16 protein-coding genes are annotated in these 21805 nt (G+C 59.3%); 7 read left to right on the top strand and 9 right to left on the bottom strand.

Annotated elements, in window-relative coordinates:
* Window positions 1-143 precede the first annotated feature (143 nt).
* Together INF58_RS18340 and INF58_RS18335 are read right to left on the bottom strand one after the other, a co-directional pair.
* Window positions 144-2507: a TIM-barrel domain-containing protein gene (locus INF58_RS18340; protein ID WP_193528256.1), complete on the bottom strand. Its 2364-nt coding sequence runs from the start codon at window positions 2505-2507 to the stop codon at window positions 144-146.
* Window positions 2508-2524: 17 nt separating this feature from the next.
* Window positions 2525-3826, bottom strand: a complete 1302-nt coding sequence (locus tag INF58_RS18335) for an MFS transporter (protein WP_107534987.1) — start codon at window positions 3824-3826, stop codon at window positions 2525-2527.
* A 285-nt stretch (window positions 3827-4111) separates the two neighbouring features.
* On the opposite strand from INF58_RS18335, the gene INF58_RS18330 reads away from it, so the two are divergent.
* Window positions 4112-5185, top strand: a complete 1074-nt coding sequence (locus tag INF58_RS18330; RefSeq protein WP_193528255.1) for a LacI family DNA-binding transcriptional regulator — start codon at window positions 4112-4114, stop codon at window positions 5183-5185.
* Here INF58_RS18330 and INF58_RS18325 read toward each other — a convergent pair.
* The 4 genes from INF58_RS18325 to INF58_RS18310 form a co-directional block, all read right to left on the bottom strand.
* A complete protein-coding gene (locus INF58_RS18325) occupies window positions 5182-6438 on the bottom strand; it encodes a DUF1479 domain-containing protein (protein WP_131636234.1) in 1257 nt (418 codons plus the stop codon). The genes INF58_RS18330 and INF58_RS18325 overlap by 4 nt on opposite strands.
* Window positions 6439-6587: 149 nt before the next feature.
* The gene (locus INF58_RS18320; RefSeq protein ID WP_112792553.1) at window positions 6588-7403 is read right to left on the bottom strand and encodes a Cof-type HAD-IIB family hydrolase; all 816 of its coding nucleotides are present in this window, start codon (window positions 7401-7403) and stop codon (window positions 6588-6590) included.
* 158 nt (window positions 7404-7561) lie between these two features.
* Window positions 7562-9994 (bottom strand): formate C-acetyltransferase/glycerol dehydratase family glycyl radical enzyme, encoded by a 2433-nt coding sequence (locus INF58_RS18315; RefSeq protein WP_193528254.1) that lies wholly within the window; start codon window positions 9992-9994, stop codon window positions 7562-7564.
* A 4-nt stretch (window positions 9995-9998) separates the two neighbouring features.
* On the bottom strand, window positions 9999-10898 hold the full coding sequence (locus INF58_RS18310; RefSeq protein ID WP_193528253.1) for a glycyl-radical enzyme activating protein: 900 nt from the start codon (window positions 10896-10898) through the stop codon (window positions 9999-10001).
* Window positions 10899-11025: 127 nt separating this feature from the next.
* Here INF58_RS18310 and fsa point away from each other — a divergent pair, with 127 nt between their 5' ends.
* Window positions 11026-11688: a fructose-6-phosphate aldolase gene (gene fsa, locus INF58_RS18305; RefSeq protein ID WP_063866200.1), complete on the top strand. Its 663-nt coding sequence runs from the start codon at window positions 11026-11028 to the stop codon at window positions 11686-11688.
* Between the two features lie 113 nt (window positions 11689-11801).
* On the opposite strand, the gene moeB is transcribed toward fsa, so the two are convergent.
* Together moeB and moeA are read right to left on the bottom strand one after the other, a co-directional pair.
* Entirely contained in the window at window positions 11802-12554 is a 753-nt protein-coding gene (gene moeB, locus INF58_RS18300; protein ID WP_193528252.1) for a molybdopterin-synthase adenylyltransferase MoeB, read from the bottom strand.
* Between the two features lies 1 nt (window position 12555).
* A complete protein-coding gene (gene moeA / locus INF58_RS18295) occupies window positions 12556-13788 on the bottom strand; it encodes a molybdopterin molybdotransferase MoeA (protein WP_193528251.1) in 1233 nt (410 codons plus the stop codon).
* 189 nt (window positions 13789-13977) lie between these two features.
* Between moeA and iaaA the strand changes: the two genes are divergently transcribed.
* From iaaA to gsiD, 5 genes are read left to right on the top strand one after another with little or no spacing between them, the layout of a single operon-like run.
* Window positions 13978-14916 carry a beta-aspartyl-peptidase gene (gene iaaA, locus INF58_RS18290; RefSeq protein ID WP_193528250.1) on the top strand — a complete coding sequence of 313 codons (939 nt, stop codon included), beginning with the start codon at window positions 13978-13980 and terminating at the stop codon, window positions 14914-14916.
* Between the two features lie 11 nt (window positions 14917-14927).
* Entirely contained in the window at window positions 14928-16799 is a 1872-nt protein-coding gene (gsiA, locus tag INF58_RS18285) for a glutathione ABC transporter ATP-binding protein GsiA (protein ID WP_107534996.1), read from the top strand.
* Between the two features lie 23 nt (window positions 16800-16822).
* Entirely contained in the window at window positions 16823-18361 is a 1539-nt protein-coding gene (gsiB, locus tag INF58_RS18280; RefSeq protein WP_112792545.1) for a glutathione ABC transporter substrate-binding protein GsiB, read from the top strand.
* 5 nt (window positions 18362-18366) lie between these two features.
* The gene (gene gsiC, locus INF58_RS18275) at window positions 18367-19287 is read left to right on the top strand and encodes a glutathione ABC transporter permease GsiC (RefSeq protein ID WP_063449252.1); all 921 of its coding nucleotides are present in this window, start codon (window positions 18367-18369) and stop codon (window positions 19285-19287) included.
* A 1-nt stretch (window position 19288) separates the two neighbouring features.
* Window positions 19289-20200, top strand: coding sequence for a glutathione ABC transporter permease GsiD (gene gsiD, locus INF58_RS18270; protein WP_063866206.1), 912 nt, complete (start codon window positions 19289-19291; stop codon window positions 20198-20200).
* A gap of 63 nt (window positions 20201-20263) precedes the next feature.
* On the opposite strand, the gene rimO is transcribed toward gsiD, so the two are convergent.
* Window positions 20264-21589, bottom strand: a complete 1326-nt coding sequence (gene rimO / locus INF58_RS18265; RefSeq protein ID WP_063449250.1) for a 30S ribosomal protein S12 methylthiotransferase RimO — start codon at window positions 21587-21589, stop codon at window positions 20264-20266.
* Window positions 21590-21805 lie beyond the last annotated feature (216 nt).

Below are 21805 nucleotides of genomic sequence, written 5' to 3'. Positions count from 1 at the left end.
GTCTCCTCTTCTATGCCAGTTATAACTGTTACCCATGTATCCGGTCTAAAGTGTTACCCATGTTTCCGGTTCATACCCTTCGCTTACCGGGCCTACGGGCGACTTTGTAGGCCGGGTAAGGCGAAGCCGCCACCCGGCAATGTTCAGAGCACCCACTCGCTCCCTTCAATCCCGTTCACCCGCAGCGTACGTTTTTCCCCCGCCGGTAATGACACCTTCAGCACTTTCCACGCCGGACGATAGTCACCGCGCGCATTCACCTTCAGGTTGATGGTTGATCCGTCACAAATCATCTCCCATTCCACCCACAGCGCGTTGCCGTTCCGGTAGCCCCAGCTTTCGCCGTCGTCTTCAAACAGCATCCCTGTGGTGGTGCCGACGCCTTTCACCGGGAACAGCTTCAGCTCACGGGTATCGTCTTTATCGGCGCTCATGTGACGGATGCGATCGCTGAGCGGCAAACCGGCCCCGGCGCGCACCAGCAGCGGCAGTTTTTCCAGCGGCGCGTCGAGAACGATCGACTGGCCGCCGGCGAACCACGCGTGGGTGTAAAAATCGTACCAGCCGGTGTCGTTGTCCGGCAGCCAGACGCGGCGCTTGCGCTGCCCGGCTTCGACGACGCTTGCCACCAGCAGGTCGCGGCCCAGCAGGAAGTCATCGCACTCTTCAAACGTCTGCGCGTCGTGCTCGTGATCGAGGAAGGTCGGGCGCAGCATCGGCTCGTCGTCGGCGTGCGCCTGCCAGAGCAGGGTGTAGAGATACGGCAGCAGGCGATAGCGCAGTTCAATGGCGCTGCGGATCGCAGGGGTCACGCCCGGGTACATCCACGGTTCGTTCACGGTGCGATCGTCATTCCAGGAATGGATGGTGAAGCGCGGATGCATCACGCCGTTCTGCACCCAGCGCACGAACAGCTCGGCGTCCGGCTTATCACCAGAGAAACCGCCCACGTCGTGACCGACGTTGAACAGCCCGGACAGGCTCATGCCCAGCCCCATGCGGATGTTATAGCGCAGGGTGTCCCAGTTGGTGCGGTTGTCGCCGCTCCAGGTCTGAACGTAGCGCTGCATCCCGGCGCAGCCGGAGCGGGAGATCAGATACGGACGCTTCTCCGGCGCAAAACGCTGCTGCGCTTCCAGCGAGGCGCGCATCATCAGCAACGGCATCACCGGACGAATGTGCTTGATGGCAATCTCCTTGCCGAAACCATAGCAGCGCGCTTCCCCGTCCCACACTTCGTACTCGTTGTTATCGTTCCAGGTGGAGTCGATGCCCATCTCCAGCAACTGCGTGGTCACGCCGTTCTGCCACCACTGCACCGTCTGCGGGTTGGTGAAGTCGAGGTGCGAGCCTTCGTCATCCCAGAAGCTTGAACGTTCAGGCGCATCGGTTTCTGAATCACGAATGAACAGGCCGCGTTCCGCCACTTCGCCGTAGCGGGGATGATCCTGCAACAGGCACGGCTTGATGTTGGCCGCAAGCTTCAGCCCCGCATCGTGGAATGCCTGGCTCATCTCCTTCGGCTGCGGCACCTTATCGTAATTCCAGTTGAAAACGTAGCGCTTGCCGTTAATCGAGGTATAGCCGGAGGAGAGCTGGAACGAGTCGCACGGAATGGCGTGCTCATCGCACAGGCGGATGAAGTTCATCAGCTGGTTCTGGGCGTCCGGCGCGTCGGTGTAGTGCATGGTCGAGCCGCTGTAGCCCAGGCTCCATTTCGGCCCGAACAGCGTTTTCCCCGTCAGGCGAACGAAGGCTTTGGTGACGTCCAGCGCGCGCTTGCCGGTAAAGAGGTAGTAGTCGATATCGCCCGCTTCCGCCTGCCAGCGGCGATAGGCGGTGTGATAGTTGTCGATCTCGTTACCCAGGTCCAGCCAGCAGCTGCTCAGGTTATCGTAGAACAGGCCGTAGCTCACGTCATCGCGGCGGGTGAGGGTGAACGGGATGTGCTTGTACAGCGGATCGGTGCTGGCGGCGTTGTAGCCCATCGCGTCCAGGTTACGCATCTCATAGCGTTTGCCGTTGCGCTGTAAATCACCCGCTTTCTCGCCCAGCCCGTAGAAACGCTCGTCCTTGCGGCGGCTGAGATAGTGCGCCACGCCGTCGCCGTGGGCATCCAGCAGGTAGGCGCTGGTCGGGCGATCCTGGACCAGCGGCTGCCATTCGCCCGCATCATTGCGGTAGTGCCACTCCAGCCACAGGGGCTGGTGGACGGTGACGCGCAGCTTCTCGGTTTCCACCGTTAACGTGTCATCCTGCTGCGTCAGGGTCCAGGCCGGGCAGGAGAAACCGCTTATATCGTCACGACGGCGGCCTTCCCACGGCACGTCTTGTTCCGGGGCGATACTCCAGGTGCGGTCCAGCGCCAGCTCGCCTTTGCGTTTGATTAGCACGCGGAACAGGTTCTGTTCCAGCACGTACAGGCACAGGCGGTGCTGATTATCCACCAGCAGTTCCAGATGATTCGCAGACTGCGTATCGACGGTCCAGTTTTTCAGGGTTTTCATATGCAATACATCCACTATCAGGCGCGCTTGGCGCGACGTTCAGCAATAAATGCCACCAGGAAGAGAGCGCCAATCAGGTCAAAGAACCCCATGGCGATAAAGAGCGGGTTGAAGCCGATTTTGTCGGCGGTCACCCCGATTAACAGGGAGAACAGGAAGCTGGCGATCCACGCCGCCGAGCCGCGCATGCCGTTGACGGTCGCCATCTGGCCCTTATCAAAGGACTCCACCACCAGCGCGCTCAGCATGCAGGAGATAATCTGGTGCCCGAAGCCGCCGATGGAGATCAGCACGATGGTGATATACGGGTCGCGAGTCACGGCGACGATGGCCAGCGAAATCATCAGGAACGCGCCGGTGACGGAGCTGGCCACCACCGAGTTGACGCGGGAGCAGCCGAACCAGCGGGTGTAGAGCCGGGTAAGGTAGCCGCTCGCCACGCTGCCGAGGTCGGCGGCCAGGAACGGCAGCCAGGCGAACATCGCGATCTGCTTTAAATCCATGCCGTGCTCTTTAGCGAGGTACAGCGGCACCCAGAAGCTCAGCACTGCCCAGGCCGGTTCCGCCATAAAGGCCGGAATGGCAATACCGTAGAAGCGTTTGTTCTTCGAGACGGTTTTCAGCGCGGTCAGAAAGGGCAGCCTGACCGGCGCAGGTTCGTTATCCTGCTTGATAAACGCCAGCTCGTCGCGGCTCAGGTTCGGGTGCTGTTCCGGGTTGTGGTAGAACGCCCACCAGAGGATCACCCACAGCAGCGCCAGCACGCCGGTAAACATAAACGCGCCCTGCCAGCCAAACGAGGCGTGGGCAAAGTAGATGATAGGCGGGGCCAGCATCGCGCCAATGGAGAAGCCCACGCCCGCCCAGCCGGCGGCAACGGGACGCTCTGATTTCGGGAACCATTCACCGATGGTTTTGGCGTTCGCTGGGGTGGCGGCAGCCTCAGAAGCACCCATAAAGAAGCGCAGGATCGCGAGATGCAGCCAGCTTCCGGCGCCCGCGTGGAAGATACACATCAGCGCCCAGATCCCGGCGCAGACCATAAAGCCAATCTTGAGGCCGATAACGTCGATCAGCCAGCCGCACAGGGGCTGGAAAATGGTGTAGGCAATCTGAAACGCGCCGACGATCCAGGAGTACTGCTCGGTGGTGATACCAAGGCTCTCCTTCAGCTCAGGGGCGAGAATACCTAACGAGTTACGGGTGATGTAGTTAACGGTCACGCCAAGAAGAAACAGCACCAGTACATACCAGCGCAGGTTCTTAATGACGCGACGGGTTTTGCTTGTCGCAACGGTGTTATTGATGTCCTGACTCATTTTCTTCTCCACAAGACGGACGGTAGGGGACGTGGGTTCAGGTGTCACACAGCGTTACGCGGTTGAAAGTTATCTGTTTTAGAGTGCTAAGCTGCTATACAACTAGTATGGAAGTTGTGTGACAGGTTCACCTTATGAAAGAAAATGAGCAGGGAATAGTGGATTTTGTGCAAACTTTCTCATAACTGAGGTTCGTTTTTCGGCATTATGGCGTTCAGCTAAGTTATTACCTGACAAAGATGTTGTGAAAATTTTTTCATTTCACATCTGGAGCCAGATCACAAAATGGATAAAAGGCTTAAAATCACCGAAATCGCCGCCCGCACCCAGCTCTCCATCAGCACCGTTTCTCGCGTGCTGGCGGGGAAGGCAAACACCAGCGAAAAGGCGCGGGCGAAGGTGCTGGCGTGCGCGCGGGAACTGGGGGTAATGGACGGCATGGCGGCGGGGCGTCTGCTGTTAAATAGCCTGGTGGTTTTTGCCCCGCAGCGTGCTTTTGACGAGCGGTCCGACATCTTTTACTACCGCGTCATCCAGAGCGTCGGTAAAGGCCTGGCTTCGCACGAGGTTCGCCTGCGTTACTGCGCGCTGGAGGAGAACGACAGCGACGCGCAGCTGTTTCTGGCCCGGATGAACGAGCCGGATACCCAGGCGGCCATTCTGCTTGGCATCGACGATCCGCATATCCACGATCTGGCGGTGGACGTGGGTAAGCCCTGCATGCTGATTAACTGCCGGGACCGCCACATGCGCCTGCCTGCCGTTGCGCCGGATCATCGCGCCATTGGCGAGCGGGCGGCGGCGTACCTGTTCGAGATGGGGCACCGCGAGGTGATGAACGTGCTCTGCCTGCGCCGGTACACCATGGAGCTGCGCCTGTCGGGGATCCGCGACGCGTGGCACGCCCATAATCTCAGGTTTAACGACAGGCGCGACCTGTTGGTGGTGCCGAGCTTCAGCGCCAGAGAGACCGAACAGCTGGTGAGCGAGTGGCTTCACCAGCAGACAGGGAAAGATCTGCCGACGGCGTTTCTGGTGGGCGGCGATTTTATGGCGGCAGGCACCATCAGCGCGCTGCAAAATCACGGTCTGCGCGTGCCGCAGGATGTCTCGGTGATGAGCATTGACGGTTTTAATCTGGCGGCGATTCAGGATGTGCCCTTAACGGCGGTGCATGTCCCGCGCGATGAGCTGGGAACGGAAGCGGTGCATATGCTCCAGCAGCGGCTGATGCGCCCGGACGCGCCGGTCGGAACATTGCTGCTGAACGGCACGCTGGCCGTGCGGGAATCGGTACGGCGGATACGTCAGGGAAAACGACGCACCGCCGTTGAGCGGGAAGGGCTGTACGACAGTTAAGCCATGCCCAGCGCGCGCTTGCCGTGAATGTTCAGATCGTTCACGGTGAAGCGGTCCTGCCAGCTTTTCTCATAATCCTCGCGCGGGAAATCGCCCGGTGACGCCCCGGTTTCCAGCGCTTCCTTGACCTTTTTCGCGTAGGCGAGGTTTTTCTCGCACATCGGCGCGGCAGGAATATACATCACGTTGCCCCAGCCCTGCTGATTGTCCACCGGCGCGACGGAGTGGATCACGTCGCAGTGCCACCAGACAGAATCACCGGCTTCCAGCGCCGGAATGCTGGTTAATGCTTCGATCAGCAGCGGGTGCCACTTCTCGGAAATCGGCAGTACGCGCCCCGGCGCCACACCGCAAAGCTCGTCTTCCGGCACGTCGTCCAGCAACGGACGCAGCAGAATGTACGCCATCGCTTCCGGGATCGGCACCACGTGCAGCAGCCCCTGTCCAGGGATCATATCCGACAGCGCCGTCCAGCCCTGGAAGGTGCGGAACACCGAGCATTTGGTGGTGTTATCCACGGTGTACTCTTCCACTTCGGTACGGTGTGCGGCGTTCCACGGATCGTATTTCTCGACGTTGCCGTCAAACACGCGGGCAAAGACCTGCTGATAAGCGGGCAGCAGCCAGCGCTCCAGCGCGCCGGAGTCGGTATGCGCGCCCAGTCCTTTGGAGGTGGTTCCCGGCGGACGACGGCGGATGCGGTCCGGGTAAATTACGCTCACGTCAGGATCGAACCACTGCTTGCCGTTGCTCTCGAATGTCCATAAACGGTTCAGGAACGACTGTACCTGCGCCATCTCTTCACTCTGGCGCGCCTGCATTTGCGCCTGTGACCAGTAGATCGGGTAAATCTCCGGACGGGAGGCGGTTAAGGTGCCGAAAAAGTTGTCGCCCGGCCCTTTGTACACCTCGTCAAACTTGTTCAGATCGAGGTAGTCGAGCATCGACTGATCCCATGCCAGCGCCTGCTCACGCGGGAAGTGGCCTTTAATCACCGCGCAACCGCGACGTTTAACGGCTTCGCGCTGGGCGTCGGTAATCGTGCCGTTTTTTACATCTGCAAAGGGAATTACCGGCCAGACGGTTTCGCCTTTATTCTTCAGCGCGTTGATTTCCGCCACGCGGGTGGCAATGCTGTCGCTGAGCCTGTCGAACACCGCCTGAACGTCGCCAATTTGGGCCCGTAGCTCGCGTTTCATCTGACGAATTGCCGCTTTGTGGTCCGCCGGCAAGGTTTCACTGGTAAAGGTCATAACTGCCTCGCATCTTTCATTCGAAAGTAAAAATGTCTACAAGTGATACTTTAAGTTAAAAATAAGTTAATGCAAGTTTAAAAACTTGACGCAAGCCACAGGACGGGAAAAGAGTGAGGAGCCGGAGCGAGGCTCCGGCGAGGAAAGGATCAGACGTCGAAAGGAGAGTGGTTGTCGAGCACGGCCTGAATCACGTTCAGCGCGCCCTGATGGTTGTTATCGTCGGTACTGTAGCGGCTAATGTCTTTAATGCTTTGCGCCGCGTTGCCCATCGCAAAAGCGTATTTCACCAGCTTCAGCATTTCCGCATCGTTGCCGCTGTCGCCAATAGCCACGCACTCCTGCGGGGAGATTTTCCAGCGTTTCAGCAGGCGGCTGATGCCGTTAGCTTTGTGCAGGCCGGGGATAATCAAATCGACAAAACCGAAGCCGCTGGTGACGGGCTTCATGATGCCGTCCAGGGAGACATGCAGTTTATCGACCAGGTTCGGGATATCGCTGTCCGGCAGGTTCAGGGAGAACTTAAACAGCACGTCGTCAATTTCACGGTAATCGCTGATGCGCTTTAAGCGATGATAGTGCTTTGACATGAGCGCCACGAAGGCGTCCGGGGCCTGGTCGCTGACGTAGGCGCTCTCCAGCCCACAGGCCACAAAGTTCAGCCCTTTATCCTTCAGTAGTTCGCCAATAACGATCTGCGACTCATGGCGCGTCAGCTCGCCGTGGAAAATTTGCTCACCGTGATCGAAGACCAGCGCGCCGTTTTCCGCCACGAAGGAGATCTGCTCTTTCAGCTCGGGGAAGAAGGAGATGAGCTGGTAATACTGGTTGCCGCTGGCGACAACGAATTCAATATTGCGGGCGTTAAGCTGTTCAAACTGTGCCTGGAAGCGGTCACGATCGTACTGCTTGGCATCATCAAGGAAAGTTCCGTCCATATCGGTGACGATAACTTTAACGGTCATACTGTGCTCCTGGGTCACTGCGTTTTGAAACATTCTAATAACAAGGTGACGGGGAGCACAAATTTAATTTCATTCGAAAGTAAAAGCAAAACGGCAACCTCGGTTGCCGTTTTTAGACTTGTAGGCCGGGTAAGGCGTAGCCGCCACCCGGCAAATATTTACAGCGTATGCTCAGTACGGGCAATAATATCGTCCTGCGCATCCGGCGACAGGGCGGTGAAGAATGCCGAATATCCCGCTACGCGCACCACCAGGTCACGGTACTGGTCAGGGTGTTTCTTCGCTTCCAGCAGCGTTTCGCGTGAGACGATGTTGTACTGAATATGCCAGCCTTTGTGTACCTCGAAGAAGGTGCGCAGCAGTACCATCAGCTTCTGACGGTCGCTGTCGTTTTCCAGGGTCGAGGGGTTCAGCTTCTGGTTAAGCAGCACGCCGCCGAGGATCGCTTCCGTAGGCAGTTTACCCACGGAGCCGATAACCGCCGTCGGGCCGAGGTGGTCCGTACCGGAGGCCGGGCTTGCCCCTTCCGCCAGCGGGGTGTGGGCTTTACGGCCGTCCGGCGTGGCCATTGTTGCCGCGCCAAACGGCACGTTCGCGGAGATAGACGACGTACCCGCGTAGTAGTTACCGCCAATCGGGCCGCGGCCGTAGCGCGGGTTGTGGTACTGCTTCAGCTCTTCAATGTAGGTTTCGTAAGCACGGGTCAGCAGCATGTCCACGCTGTCGTCGTCGTTGCCGTACTTCGGCGCGCCGTTGATCAGGCGCTGGCGCAGCTGCTCATGGGTCAGCCCGTCGAAATCATCCGCCAGCGCCGCCGCCAGCTGCTGCTGACCGATTACGCCCTGGTCAAACACCAGCTTCTTCACCGCCGCCAGGCTGTTGCCAAGGTTGGCGATCCCCACCTGTAGGCCGGAAACCCAGTCATACTTCGCGCCGCCCTGCTTGATGCTTTTCGCGCGTTCGATGCAGTCCTCCACCAGCGCCGAGCAGAGAATATCGTGGACGTTCTCTTCCAGCATGGTGTCCACCACGTACTCAATCTCAATGGATTTGCGGGTGTAGTAGCGGATCTGGTTATCCCACGCCGCCATCACCTCATCGAAATTGTCGAAGTTTCCGGCAGAGAGGGCTTTCTCCTGCGGCAGGAATACCTTGCCGCTGGTGGCGTCGCGACCGCCTTCAAGCGCCGCCAGCATCACGCGGGCAAAGTTGATAAAGCTCATGCCGGTGCAGCGATAGCCCCATTTTCCGCCCACTGCGGTTTCGATGCAGCCAATTGCGGCGTAGTCATACGCGTCGTCGCGCTCCACGCCAAGCTTGATAAATTCCGGGATCACGATTTCATCGTTGTTAAATGCCGGCATCCCGAAGCCGCAGCGGATCACCTGCACGCAGGCGTCGAGGAAGTCGTTGCTCATGCCGGCGTGGTAGCGCACGCTCAGGTTTGGCTGGGTGGAGCGCAGACGGCCGCAGGATTCCAGAATGGCGTAAGAGAGCGGGTTCACCGCGTCCATCGGCTCGCCGTTAACCAGCTTCTGGCCGCCAATAGTGACGTTCTGATACAGCGGGCTGCCCGCCGAGGCTTTGGAGTGCGAGCCGGAGCGGATCTTGTTCACTTCCAGCAGCTTCAGCCAGCAGCTGTGCAGCAGCTCGATGGCGTGCTCGCGATCAAGACTCTGGTCCAGCTCCACGTCGCGGCGATAGTACGGGTAAAGGTACTGGTCCATACGGGCGAAGGAAACGGAGTGACCGTTGGACTCAATTTGCAGGATCAGCTGAATGAAGTAGCACAGCTGAAGCGCCTGCCAGAAGGTTTTTGGCGGTTCGTGGGCGATGACGTCGCAGTTTTCCGCTATCGCCAGCAGTTCGTCGCGCCGGCTGTCGCGGGTTTCCGTGGCGGCCATTTCACGCGCCAGATCGGCGAAGCGCGAGATGTGCAGGCTTACGGCTTCCAGCACGATATCAATCGCCTTCAGGAACTGGTCGCCGTGCAGATCGTCCAGCACCGTCAGGTTGATGCGCGAGCGGCGCTCGGCCACTTTCGCACGCAGGCCGTCGAGGCCTTTTTCCAGCACCAGCGGGAAATTCACCGCCAGGTGCGCGTCACCGGAGGTCATGTTGCCTTCCGCCTTGATGATGCCGGTTTCCAGCAGGCCTTTCTGCTCGTCGGTGAACATGCCATAGCAGCGATCCTGCACCGTCTGGCCGCGCCACCACGGGCAGATCTCATGCAGAATACGTTTATTCTCTTCGCTCACCGCAAAGCCAGCACCCGGGCGGTCCGCCAGATCGTCAATCTCTTTCTCGATCCAGGAGACGGTGTATTCCGGGAATATCGGCGCGGCGCGGACTTCGCTTGCCTGGTTCCCAATAATCAGCTCGTCGTGCTTGATCCAGATGGTGCGTTTTGCCAGATGGTGAGCCAGGGCCAGCGCACGACGTACCGGGATCGGCTTGTCCATGTGCTGCTGATACATTTCGGTGTAATGCTGTGCGCGCTCGGTACAGACCGGCGGCTTAACGATATGCACCAGCGCCGTTTTGTGCGCCTTGATGCGCTCGCTGAGGGTGTTGAGATTCAGGGTGGTCATAGGTTTATCCTCGTAAGGTCGCAGTTAACCCTTTCTGGCAGGCATACTGCTGTGCGAAGTCCAGTAACGCAGGGTCATCCAGCGGTTTGTCAGGGGCAGAGTAGGGTTGGCCGAGCAGGGTGTATTTGTTCATGCCCAGCGTGTGATACGGCAGAAAATGAATATCCTCGACGCCGAGTTCGTCGGCGGCGAAATTGGTGATGGCGGTAACAGACGCTTCATCGGCGTTGAAGCCCTGGATCAGCGGCACGCGAATGGTGATGTTTTTCCCGGCGGCGGCCAGGCGCTTAAGGTTGTCCAGGATCCGTTTGGCCGAACCGTCGGTCCACTGTTTAAACACCTCGCTATCAACATGCTTGAGGTCGGCGAGGAACAGATCGACGAAGGGCAATGACGGTTCGAGGTAATGCCACGGTACGTGAAGGCAGGTTTCAACGGCGGTGTGGATCCCCTGCTCATGGCTGGCCTTAAGCAGGGCGTGCGCCAGGTCAGGGTTCATAAACGGCTCGCCGCCGGAAAGGGTGATCCCGCCGCCGCTGCGGTCGTAGAAGGGCTTGTCGCGCAGCACGGTGGCCATGATCTCTTCCACCTGCTTATCTTCCCCGCAGACGGTGAGCGCCTGGGTCGGACAGCAGTCGGTGAGGGCAGTGAGCGTCTCTTCGCTTAATTTTTCACGATGGATGACCAGCCCGTTCAGCGCACGTTCAATACACTCCGGCGCGGCCTGCTGGCACAGGTCACAGCCGTCCAGGCACAGCCGTGCATCAAACAGTACGTCCCGCGTACGGGAGCGGCTTTCCGGGTTCTGGCACCAGCGACAGCCCAGCGAGCAGCCTTTCAGGAATACCACGGTTCGAATACCGGGGCCGTCGTGGGTGGAGTAACGCTGTACATTGAAGATCATTTTTTTGCCCTCGAATTACATATGAAGATTAAATTACTTTCGAATGAAATTTATCTTGATATGGGTCAATTCATGAGCAGGTTTTCTCGTGATAGGGTAAGTGCAGGCTAATTTTGAGGGTGACATCATGGAACTTTATCTCGACACATCTGACGTTGCGGCAGTCAAAAAGCTGGCGCGCATCTTTCCGCTGGCAGGCGTGACCACCAATCCAAGCATTGTGGCGGCAGGGAAAACGCCCCTGGAAGAGCTGCTGCCCGCGCTGCACGACGCGCTGGGCGGCAAGGGCCGTCTGTTCGCTCAGGTAATGGCGACGACCGCCGAAGGGATGGTGGAAGACGCACGTAAGCTGCGCGCGATCGTTAACGACCTGGTGGTAAAAGTGCCCGTGACCGCTGAAGGGCTGGCGGCAATCAAAATGCTGAAAGCAGAAGGGATCCCGACGCTGGGTACTGCGGTATATGGCGCAGCGCAGGGGATGTTCTCCGCGCTGGCGGGGGCTGAGTATGTGGCTCCTTACGTGAACCGCGTGGACGCGCAGGGCGGAGATGGGATCCAGACGGTGGTCGAACTGCAACAACTGCTGACCCTGCACGCGCCGCAGTCAAAAGTGCTCGCCGCGAGCTTCAAAACACCACGTCAGGCGCTGGACTGCCTGCTGGCAGGGTGCGAATCCATCACGCTGCCGCTGGACGTTGCGCAGCAGTTTATTACCTCTCCGGCAGTGGATGCGGCGGTTGTGAAGTTTGAGCAGGACTGGCAGGGGGCGTTTGGACGGACGTCTATTTGATGCTGTTGCCGGGTGGCGCTGCCGCTTACCCGGCCTACGTTCGCATTGCTGTTGCCGGGTGGCGCCGTTCGAGCCGTTGTAGGTCGGGTAAGGCGAAGCCGCCACCCGACTTTTTACTGACTACACACCTCGCACCCCGGATTGCGCATCAGCTTCATCTCGCGGAACTGGCAGGTCATCGCGTCGTACATCACGATTTTACCCGCTGCCGGGGTGCCGTAGTGCGTCAGCACCTTAATCGCCTCGATCGCCTGTAACGAACCAATCACGCCAACGAGCGGCGCCATCACGCCCGCCTCGACGCAGGTCAGCGCATTCTCGCCAAACAGGCGGCTCAGGCATCGGTAGCAGGGCGCTCCCTCAGCGTAAGTGAAAACGCTAATCTGCCCCTCCATGCGGATGGCCGCGCCGGAAATCAGCGGCGTTTTATGGGCAAAGCAGCCCGCATTGAGCTGATTGCGAATGGCGACGTTATCTGTGCAGTCCAGCACCAGGTCATGCTGTGCAATCTGCGCAAACAGCGCGTCTTCATCCAGCAGAGCGTCAATCAGGGTGAACTGAACGTTGGGATTGATGCGCGCCAGCGCCGTGCGTGCAGATTCCACTTTTGGCTGACCAACCGTCGCGTCGCTGTGCAGCGTCTGGCGTTGCAGGTTGGACACCGACACGGTATCGAAGTCCAGCAGCGTCATGCGGCCGACACCCGCCGCAGCCAGGTATTGCGCCGCCGCGCAGCCCAGCCCCCCAAGGCCCACAACCAGCACGCTGGCTGCTTTGAGCGCCTCCTGCCCCTCGAAATCGAACCCGCGCAGCACAATCTGGCGGTTGTAGCGCATCATCTCCGGGTCGCTCAGTTCCACCGTCATGTCAGCCTCCGAACAGGTGGTTAAAGCGTTCCACTTCAACCCATTCGCCCGCCTCGACGTTGCCGCGCTCGCGCTCCAGCACGATAAAGCAGTTGCCCTGGCTGAAGGAGCTAAAGATATGCGAACCCTGATGCCCGGTGGTGCTCACTTCCAGATCACCGTCGGCGTTGCGCGCCAGAATGCCGCGCTGGAAATCGAGACGACCCGGTGATTTTTTCAGGCGCGTTGCCGCCCGCACGCGCAGACGTTCCGGCAGCGGGCTGGCCTTGTTGCCCGAAAGCTTCGCCAGCAAAGGGATCACCAGCTGGTAGAAGGTCAGCGCGGCGGAGACCGGGTTACCCGGCAGGCCGCAGAACCAGCTGTGCGGAAGCTTGCCAAACGCGAACGGTTTGCCCGGCTTAATCGCCAGCTTCCAGAAGGCGATTTCGCCCAGCTCTTCAAGCAGGGTTTTGGTGTAATCCGCTTCGCCAACCGATACGCCGCCGGAGCTGATGACCACGTCGGCGGATTTGTCCGCCTCGATAAACGCCGCGCGCAGTTTTTCCGGGTCGTCTGGAATGATACCGAGGTTAATCACCTCGCAGCCCAGCTGCTCCAGCATCAGGTGTACCGCCAGACGGTTAGTGTCGTAAATCTGCCCCTCGTGCAGCGGCTGGCCCGGAAGCTGAAGCTCGTCTCCCGTGGAGAACACCGCCACGCGTACTTTGCGGACAACGTCAATTTCCGCGATGCCAAGCGATGCCAGCACCGGCAGCTCAGCGACGGTCAGTTTTTGCCCGGCGGCAAAGACCGTCGCGCCGAGGGTAATGTCTTCCCCGGTGAGGCGAATGTTCTGTCCGGGTTTGACACTGGCGGTAAAACGCACGCCGTCGTCCGTTTGTTCGGTCTCTTCCTGCATCACCACGGCTTCACAGCCCTTTGGCACTGGCGCGCCGGTCATGATGCGTACGCAGGTGCCCGCAGGCCATTCACCGTTGAATGGCTGCCCGGCAAACGCTTTACCCGCCACCGGCAGCGGCTGACCCGTTTGCAGATCCACCAGACGTACGGCATAGCCGTCCATCGCCGCGTTATCGAACCCCGGCACGTTCATCGGCGAGACGATATCGCGCGCGGCAATACGGCCAAAACAGCGCACAAGCGGCAGCGTCTCAACGTCGTGCAGTGGGGTAATGCGGTTAAGCATCTGCGAGAGTGCCGTCTCAAGCGGCATCAGTCCGGCGGTAAAATCCATGGTGGGCTCCTGCGGAGTAACAACGAAAGCGCTCATTATGGCAGAAAAGTGCGGCTAACTGTATGACCCGATGGGTGTACGCTTTACATCACAGTTGCGTCTTTCTATATTCAAAAATCATCTGAAGATTCGTCGACGATAATGATATTTATAGAAAAAGCAGCCAGCCAGGCTGATGGGTGATGCGAAATGAGTAAAGCGGTTATCGCAATTCATGGCGGTGCCGGGGCAATCACCCGTGCACAGCTCAGTCCCGAGCAGGAGAAGCGTTACATTGATGCGCTGAACGCCATCGTGGAAACAGGCCAGCGCATGCTGGAAGCGGGCGACAGCGCGCTGGATGTGGTGACCGAAGCGGTGCGCCTGCTGGAGGAATGTCCGCTGTTTAATGCCGGCATTGGCGCGGTCTTCACGCGAGATGAAACGCACGAGCTGGATGCCTGCGTTATGGACGGCATCACCCTGAAAGCGGGGGCGGTAGCGGGCGTGAGTCGCCTGCGCAATCCCGTACTTGCCGCGCGTCTGGTGATGGATCACAGCCCGCATGTGCTGCTGGCGGGCGCGGGGGCAGAGAAATTTGCCGTTGAGCACGGGATGGACACGGTATCGCCCGATCTTTTTTCCACTGAGGAGCGTTACCGGCAGCTGCTGGAGGCCCGCACTGCGGGGATGACGCAGCTGGATCATGCCGCGCCGCTCGATGAGCGCAGCAAAATGGGCACGGTTGGCGCGGTGGCCCTGGATAAAGCCGGCAACCTCGCTGCCGCGACGTCAACGGGCGGCATGACCAACAAACTTCCCGGACGCGTGGGCGACAGCCCGCTGCCGGGGGCAGGGTGCTACGCCAATAACGCTACCGCGGCGGTGTCGTGCACCGGCACCGGCGAAGTGTTTATCCGCGCGCTGGCGGCCTACGACATTACCGCGCTGATGGATTACGGCGGTTTAAGCCTGAGCGAGGCCTGCGAGCGGGTGGTGATGGAAAAGCTGCCGGCGCTGGGCGGGGAAGGTGGCTTAATTGCCGTGGATCGGGAGGGTAACGTGGCGCTGCCGTTCAACAGTGAAGGGATGTACCGTGCGTGGGGATATGCCGGAGATGCGCCCAGCACAGGCATCTATCGTGAATAAGGGGGCATTGCGTGCCGCACAGTGAAGAGCTGGACAGCCGGGAAGTGTTGGCTGTTCATCAGCTGAATATTGCCTTTCAGGAAGAGCGGCAGTTTATCCCGGCAGTCCAGAATTTATCGTTTTCGCTCAATCGCGGCGAAACGCTGGCGATTGTCGGCGAGTCCGGTTCCGGTAAATCCGTCACCGCACTGGCGCTGATGCGTCTGCTTGAGCAGACGGGCGGGCAAATCACCAGCAAGCAGATGCTGTTGCGCCGCCGCAACCGTCAGGTTATCGATCTTAACGAGCTGAGCGCGTCCCAGATGCAGGGCGTGCGCGGGGCGGATATCGCGATGATCTTCCAGGAGCCGATGACCTCGCTGAACCCGGTCTTCCCGGTGGGCGAGCAGATTGCCGAGTCGATTCGCCTGCATCAGGGGCTGAGCGGCGATGAGGCGCTCAGCGAAGCAAAACGGATGCTGGAGCGGGTACGGATCCCCGAGGCGCACACCATGTTGTCCCGCTATCCGCATCAGCTCTCGGGCGGCATGCGCCAGCGGGTAATGATTGCGATGGCGCTGTCGTGTCGTCCGGCGGTGCTTATTGCGGACGAACCGACCACGGCGCTGGATGTCACCATTCAGGCCCAGATCCTGCAACTGATCAAGGTGTTGCAGCAGGAGATGGAGATGGGGGTGATATTTATCACCCACGATATGGGGGTGGTGGCGGATATTGCCGATCGGGTGCTGGTGATGCATCAGGGCAATGCCGTGGAAACCGGCACGGTGGAGCAGGTCTTTCATGCGCCGGTGCATCCCTATACCAACGCGCTGCTGGCGGCGGTCCCGCGTCTGGGCGCCATGAATGGCAGTGATTATCCGCGCCGTTTTCCGCTGATGTCCCAGACCGAACCGGGCCATCAGGAAGACGAAACCGAGCAGAATACGGTGGTTCCCGGCAGGCCGATCCTTGAAGTGCGTGACCTGGTGACCCGTTTCCCGCTGCGCAGCGGCATTCTCAATCGCGTGAAGCGCGAAGTGCATGCGGTTGAAAACGTCAGTTTTGACCTCTGGCCGGGCGAAACGCTGGCGCTGGTGGGGGAGTCCGGCTGCGGTAAATCCACCACCGGGCGGGCGCTGCTCAGGCTGGTTGAGTCGCAGGAGGGGAGCATCACCTTCAACGGTGAGCGCATCGACACCCTCCCCAACGGTAAATTGCAGGCGGTGCGGCGGGATATTCAGTTTATTTTCCAGGATCCGTATGCGTCGCTCGATCCGCGCCATACGGTGGGGTACTCGATTATGGAGCCGCTGCGGGTGCACAACCTGCTCGACGGTGAAGCCGCGCAGCGCCGCGTCGCGTGGCTGCTGGAGCGCGTGGGCCTGAAGCCGGAGCATGCCTGGCGTTATCCCCACGAATTTTCCGGCGGTCAGCGACAGCGTATCTGCATCGCGCGGGCGCTGGCGCTGAATCCAAAAGTGGTGATTGCGGATGAGTCCGTTTCAGCGCTGGATGTTTCTATCCGCGCGCAAATCATCAATCTCCTGCTCGATTTACAGAGGGATTTAGGCATTGCGTTTCTGTTTATCTCCCACGATATGGCGGTGGTTGAGCGGATCAGCCATCGCGTGGCGGTGATGTACATGGGACAAATTGTTGAAATCGGCCCCCGCCGGGCGGTGTTTGAAAACCCGCAGCACCCTTACACCCGCAAGCTGATGGCCGCCGTACCGGTTGCCGATCCTGAGCATCGTCACGCCCAGCGCGTGCTGTTGCAGGACGACATGCCGAGCAATATTCGTAAACGGGGCGAAACCCTGGAGCGCGTGGCGCTGCGTGAGGTGGGTCCCGGTCATTTTGTCGCACCACCGCGTCAGGGCAATGCATTCTCGCGGTTATAACTTACAACAGGCAGGAGAACACAATGGTTCCTTTTGTTGCTCGTAAATGGCTGCTGGCCGCGAGCGTGACGGCTGCGCTGGCCGCCGCTCCCGCGTTCGCGGCGAAAGACGTGGTGGTGGCGGTGGGGTCTAACTTCACGACGCTGGATCCGTATGACGCTAACGACACCCTTTCCCAGGCGGTGGCAAAATCCTTCTACCAGGGGCTGTTCGGCCTGGACCGGGAGATGAAGCTGAAAAACGTGCTGGCGGAAGGGTATACCGTGTCGGACGATGGGCTGGTCTATACCGTTAAGCTCCGTACCGGCGTGAAGTTCCAGGACGGCACCGACTTCAACGCCGAGGCGGTTAAGATCAACCTGGACCGTGCCAGCAATCCGGAGAACGGCCTTAAGCGCTACAACCTGTATAAAAATATCGCCAGCACCGAGGCGGTTGACCCGGCGACGGTGAAGATCACCCTGAAAGAGCCGTTCTCGGCGTTTATCAATATCCTGGCGCATCCCGCGACGGCGATGATTTCGCCCGCCGCCCTGAAAAAATACGGCAAAGAGATTGGCTTCCACCCGGTGGGAACCGGGCCGTACGAACTGCTCACCTGGAACCAGACCGATTTTGTGAAGGTGAAAAAATTCGCCGGATACTGGCAGCAGGGGCTGCCGAAGCTGGATACCATCACCTGGCGTCCGGTCGTGGACAACAATACCCGTGCCGCGATGCTGCAAACCGGCGAAGCGCAGTTTGCCTTCCCGATCCCTTACGAACAGGCGGCGCTGCTGGCGAAAAACAGCAAGCTGGAGCTGGTGGCCAGCCCGTCGATTATGCAGCGCTACATCAGCATGAACGTCACGCAGAAACCGTTCGATAACCCGAAGGTGCGCGAAGCCATCAACTACGCCATTAACCGTCAGGCGCTGGTGAAGGTGGCCTTTGCCGGTTACGCCACTCCCGCGACGGGCGTGATGCCGCCAGCCATCGAGTATGCGCAGAGCTACCAGCCGTGGCCGTACGATCCGGCGAAAGCGCGGGAGCTGCTGAAAGAGGCGGGCTATCCGAACGGCTTTAGCACCACGCTGTGGTCGTCGCATAACCACAGCACCGCGCAGAAGGTGCTGCAATTTACCCAGCAGCAGCTGGCACAGGTGGGCATTAAAGCCAGGGTCACGGCGATGGATGCCGGACAGCGAGCGGCGGAAGTAGAAGGCAAAGGGCAGAAAGAGAGCGGCGTGCGGATGTTCTACACCGGCTGGACGGCTTCAACCGGCGAAGCGGACTGGTCCCTGTCGCCGCTGTTCGCTTCCCAGAACTGGCCGCCAACGCTGTTCAATACCGCGTTCTACAGCAATCCGCAGGTGGATAAGGATCTGGCCGATGCCCTGAAAACCACCAAACCGGAAGAGAAAGCGCGCCTGTACAAAGAAGCACAGGACATTATCTGGAAAGAGTCGCCGTGGGTGCCGCTGGTGGTGGAAAAACTGGTCTCAGCCCACAATAAAGCGCTGACCGGTTTTTACATCATGCCGGATACGGGCTTTAGCTTTGACGACGCGGATCTAAAATAAAACTCATGCTGAATTATGTTTGTAAACGCCTGCTGGGGCTTATCCCGACGCTGCTGATTGTGGCCGTGCTGGTGTTTTTGTTTGTCCACATGCTGCCCGGCGATCCGGCGCGCTTGATTGCCGGACCGGAAGCGGATGCCACGGTTATCGAACTGGTGCGTAAACAGCTGGGTCTTGACCAGCCGCTGTACAGGCAATTTCTGCGCTACATGGGCAATGTCCTGCAAGGCGACTTTGGCATCTCAATGGTGTCGCGTCGTCCGGTGTCGGAAGAGATAGCCAGCCGCTTTATGCCGACGTTCTGGCTCACCCTCGCCAGCATGGGGTGGGCGGTGATATTTGGCCTGGGCGCCGGGATTATCGCCGCCGTCTGGCGCAACCGCTGGCCGGATAAGCTCGGTATGGCGCTGGCGGTCACCGGCATCTCTTTCCCGGCGTTTGCGTTGGGCATGCTGCTGATGCAGATTTTCTCCGTTGAGCTGGGCTGGCTGCCGACCGTTGGGGCCGACACCTGGAAGCACTACATTTTACCCTCCATGACGCTTGGCGCAGCCGTTGCGGCGGTCATGGCCCGGTTTACCCGCGCCTCGTTTGTGGACGTGCTGAGCGAAGATTACATTCGCACCGCGCGGGCAAAAGGGGTCAGCGAGAAATGGGTCATTCTGAAGCACGGTTTTCGTAACGCGATGATCCCGGTGGTGACGATGATGGGGCTACAGTTCGGCTTTCTGCTGGGCGGCTCTATCGTGGTTGAGAAGGTCTTCAACTGGCCGGGGCTGGGGCGCCTGCTGGTCGACTCGGTCGATATGCGCGACTATCCGGTGATTCAGGCTGAAGTCCTGCTTTTCTCGCTGGAGTTTATTCTTATCAACTTAGTGGTGGATGTGCTCTACGCCGCCATTAACCCGGCCATCAGGTATAAGTAAGATGCGATTACTGAACTGGCGTCGCCAGGCCATTTTTAACGCTATGCCGGGGATCAGACCGGATCATATTCGTACGCCGTGGGGGGAGTTCTGGCGGCGATTCCGTCGTCAGCCCGTTGCGATGGTTGCCGGATTGTTTGTGTTATTGCTGATCCTGGTGGCGATCGTCGCCCCCTGGATAGCCCCGTTTGATGCGGAAAACTACTTCGACTACGACCGTCTGAACGATGGTCCGTCGATGATGCACTGGTTTGGTGTGGACTCGCTCGGGCGCGATATTTTCAGCCGCGTGCTGGTCGGGGCGCAGATCTCGCTGGCGGCCGGGGTCTTCGCGGTGCTGATAGGCGCCGCGATTGGCACCGTGCTGGGGCTGGTGGCCGGGTACTACGAAGGCTGGTGGGACCGCATCATCATGCGCATCTGCGACGTGCTGTTTGCCTTTCCCGGTATTTTGCTGGCGATTGCCGTGGTGGCGGTCATGGGCAGCGGCATGGCGAACGTTATCATTGCCGTGGCGGTATTCTCGATTCCCGCTTTCGCTCGCCTGGTGCGTGGCAATACGCTGGTGCTTAAGCAGCAGACTTTTATCGAGTCGGCGCGCAGCATGGGGGCCAGCGATGCTACCATCCTCTTCAGCCATATACTGCCGGGCACGGTATCGTCCATCGTGGTCTATTTCACCATGCGCATCGGCGTGTCGATTATCTCGGCGGCCAGCCTGTCGTTTCTGGGGTTAGGCGCGCAGCCGCCGACGCCGGAGTGGGGCGCGATGCTGAACGAGGCGCGGGCCGATATGGTGATTGCGCCGCACGTGGCGATCTTCCCGAGTCTGGCCATTTTCCTGACCGTGCTGGCGTTTAACCTGCTGGGCGATGGGTTGCGCGACGCGCTGGATCCGAGGATTAAGGGGTAGTGCTGTGGAATGTGCCGGGTGGCGGCTACGCCTTACCCGGCCTGCAAAAGAGGTGTGGGGAAATTAAACCCGGCTACCCCACAAATCATACTCGTCCGCGTTCTCAACCTTCACGCGAATAATATCGCCCGGCTTGACGTTGGTTTCACCGTTCAGATACACCGCGCCGTCGATTTCAGGCGCATCCGCCATGCTGCGGCCAATCGCGCCTTCTTCGTCCACTTCGTCGATAATGACCAGAATTTCGCGGCCCACTTTCTCCTGCAAGCGTTCAGCAGAGATCTGCTGTTGCAGTTGCATAAAGCGGTTCCAGCGCTCTTCTTTGACCTCTTCCGGTACCTGGTCCGCCAGCTCGTTGGCCGTTGCGCCTTCAACCGGGCTGTACTTGAAGCAGCCCACGCGGTCCAGACGCGCTTCCTTCAGGAAGTCGAGCAGCATCTGGAAATCGTCTTCGGTTTCACCCGGGAAGCCGACAATAAAGGTAGAACGCAGGGTCAGATCCGGGCAGATCTCACGCCACTGCTTGATGCGCGCCAGCTGGCGGTCAACGGAGCCAGGACGCTTCATCAGCTTCAGAATGCGCGGGCTGGCGTGCTGTAGCGGGATATCCAGATACGGCAGGATTTTGCCTTCCGCCATCAGCGGGATCACGTCGTCAACGTGTGGGTAAGGGTAGACGTAGTGCAGACGCGTCCAGATGCCGAGCTTAGCCAGCTGCTCGCACAGGCCAACCATGCTGGTTTTCACCGGCTCGCCGTTGTGGAAACCGGAGCGGTGTTTGACGTCCACGCCGTAGGCGGAGGTATCCTGGGAGATGACCAGCAGCTCCTTCACGCCCGCGTCGGCCAGGCGTTTGGCTTCGGCCAGCACCTCGCCAATCGGACGGCTCACCAGATCGCCACGCATCGACGGGATAATGCAGAAGGTGCAGCGGTGGTTGCAGCCTTCGGAAATTTTCAGGTAGGCGTAGTGGCGCGGCGTCAGCTTCACGCCCTGTTCCGGCACCAGGCTCAGGAACGGGTTGTGCTTTGGCTTTGGTACGTAGTGATGAACATGTTCCAGCACCTGCTCGTAGCTGTGCGGGCCGGTGATCTCCAGCACTTTCGGGTGCACTTCGCGGATCTGATCCACTTTCGCGCCCAGGCAGCCGGTTACGATGACTTTGCCGTTTTCCGTCAGGGCTTCACCAATGGCTTCCAGTGACTCCTGGACCGCGCTGTCGATAAACCCGCAGGTGTTCACGATCACCATGTCGGCGTTGTCGTAGCTTGGCACCACGTCATAGCCTTCGGTGCGCAGTTCAGTCAGGATGCGTTCGGAATCCACCAGGTTCTTCGGGCAGCCCAGGGAGACAAAGCCGATTTTCGGCGGGTGCGTAACATTGCTCATAGGTTAAAAATTCATCAATTATGGAGTTATCAGGGCGGGATTTTACAGCGTATCGCGGGGGATTTATACACTCTTGATGGCGCAGTTGAGTCGGGCAATCGTTGTAACATTGTAAAGAATGTTAACTAGTTATCGTTTATTGATCTCAGGCATTACACTGTACAAAAAATGACCTTATTCTTAACAGGGTAACAAGGCTGACAGAGGAGGAAATAG

It is taken from the genome of Enterobacter cloacae complex sp. P24RS (assembly GCF_014982165.1).
GTDB classification, from domain to species: Bacteria; Pseudomonadota; Gammaproteobacteria; order Enterobacterales; family Enterobacteriaceae; genus Enterobacter; species Enterobacter quasihormaechei.
The sequence above is the reverse complement of the archived record's forward strand: the minus strand, read 5'-3'. Positions and strand labels throughout refer to the sequence as shown.

What these genes read in the sequence shown, in the direction of transcription:
- INF58_RS18340 (WP_193528256.1), bottom strand. Translation starts at nt 2,507, where the DNA reads ATGAAAACCCTGAAAAACTGGACCGTCGATACGCAGTCTGCGAATCAT.
- INF58_RS18335 (WP_107534987.1), bottom strand. Translation starts at nt 3,826, where the DNA reads ATGAGTCAGGACATCAATAACACCGTTGCGACAAGCAAAACCCGTCGC.
- INF58_RS18330 (WP_193528255.1), top strand. Translation starts at nt 4,112, where the DNA reads ATGGATAAAAGGCTTAAAATCACCGAAATCGCCGCCCGCACCCAGCTC.
- INF58_RS18325 (WP_131636234.1), bottom strand. Translation starts at nt 6,438, where the DNA reads ATGACCTTTACCAGTGAAACCTTGCCGGCGGACCACAAAGCGGCAATT.
- INF58_RS18320 (WP_112792553.1), bottom strand. Translation starts at nt 7,403, where the DNA reads ATGACCGTTAAAGTTATCGTCACCGATATGGACGGAACTTTCCTTGAT.
- INF58_RS18315 (WP_193528254.1), bottom strand. Translation starts at nt 9,994, where the DNA reads ATGACCACCCTGAATCTCAACACCCTCAGCGAGCGCATCAAGGCGCAC.
- INF58_RS18310 (WP_193528253.1), bottom strand. Translation starts at nt 10,898, where the DNA reads ATGATCTTCAATGTACAGCGTTACTCCACCCACGACGGCCCCGGTATT.
- fsa (WP_063866200.1), top strand. Translation starts at nt 11,026, where the DNA reads ATGGAACTTTATCTCGACACATCTGACGTTGCGGCAGTCAAAAAGCTG.
- moeB (WP_193528252.1), bottom strand. Translation starts at nt 12,554, where the DNA reads ATGACGGTGGAACTGAGCGACCCGGAGATGATGCGCTACAACCGCCAG.
- moeA (WP_193528251.1), bottom strand. Translation starts at nt 13,788, where the DNA reads ATGGATTTTACCGCCGGACTGATGCCGCTTGAGACGGCACTCTCGCAG.
- iaaA (WP_193528250.1), top strand. Translation starts at nt 13,978, where the DNA reads ATGAGTAAAGCGGTTATCGCAATTCATGGCGGTGCCGGGGCAATCACC.
- gsiB (WP_112792545.1), top strand. Translation starts at nt 16,823, where the DNA reads ATGGTTCCTTTTGTTGCTCGTAAATGGCTGCTGGCCGCGAGCGTGACG.
- gsiC (WP_063449252.1), top strand. Translation starts at nt 18,367, where the DNA reads ATGCTGAATTATGTTTGTAAACGCCTGCTGGGGCTTATCCCGACGCTG.
- gsiD (WP_063866206.1), top strand. Translation starts at nt 19,289, where the DNA reads ATGCGATTACTGAACTGGCGTCGCCAGGCCATTTTTAACGCTATGCCG.
- rimO (WP_063449250.1), bottom strand. Translation starts at nt 21,589, where the DNA reads ATGAGCAATGTTACGCACCCGCCGAAAATCGGCTTTGTCTCCCTGGGC.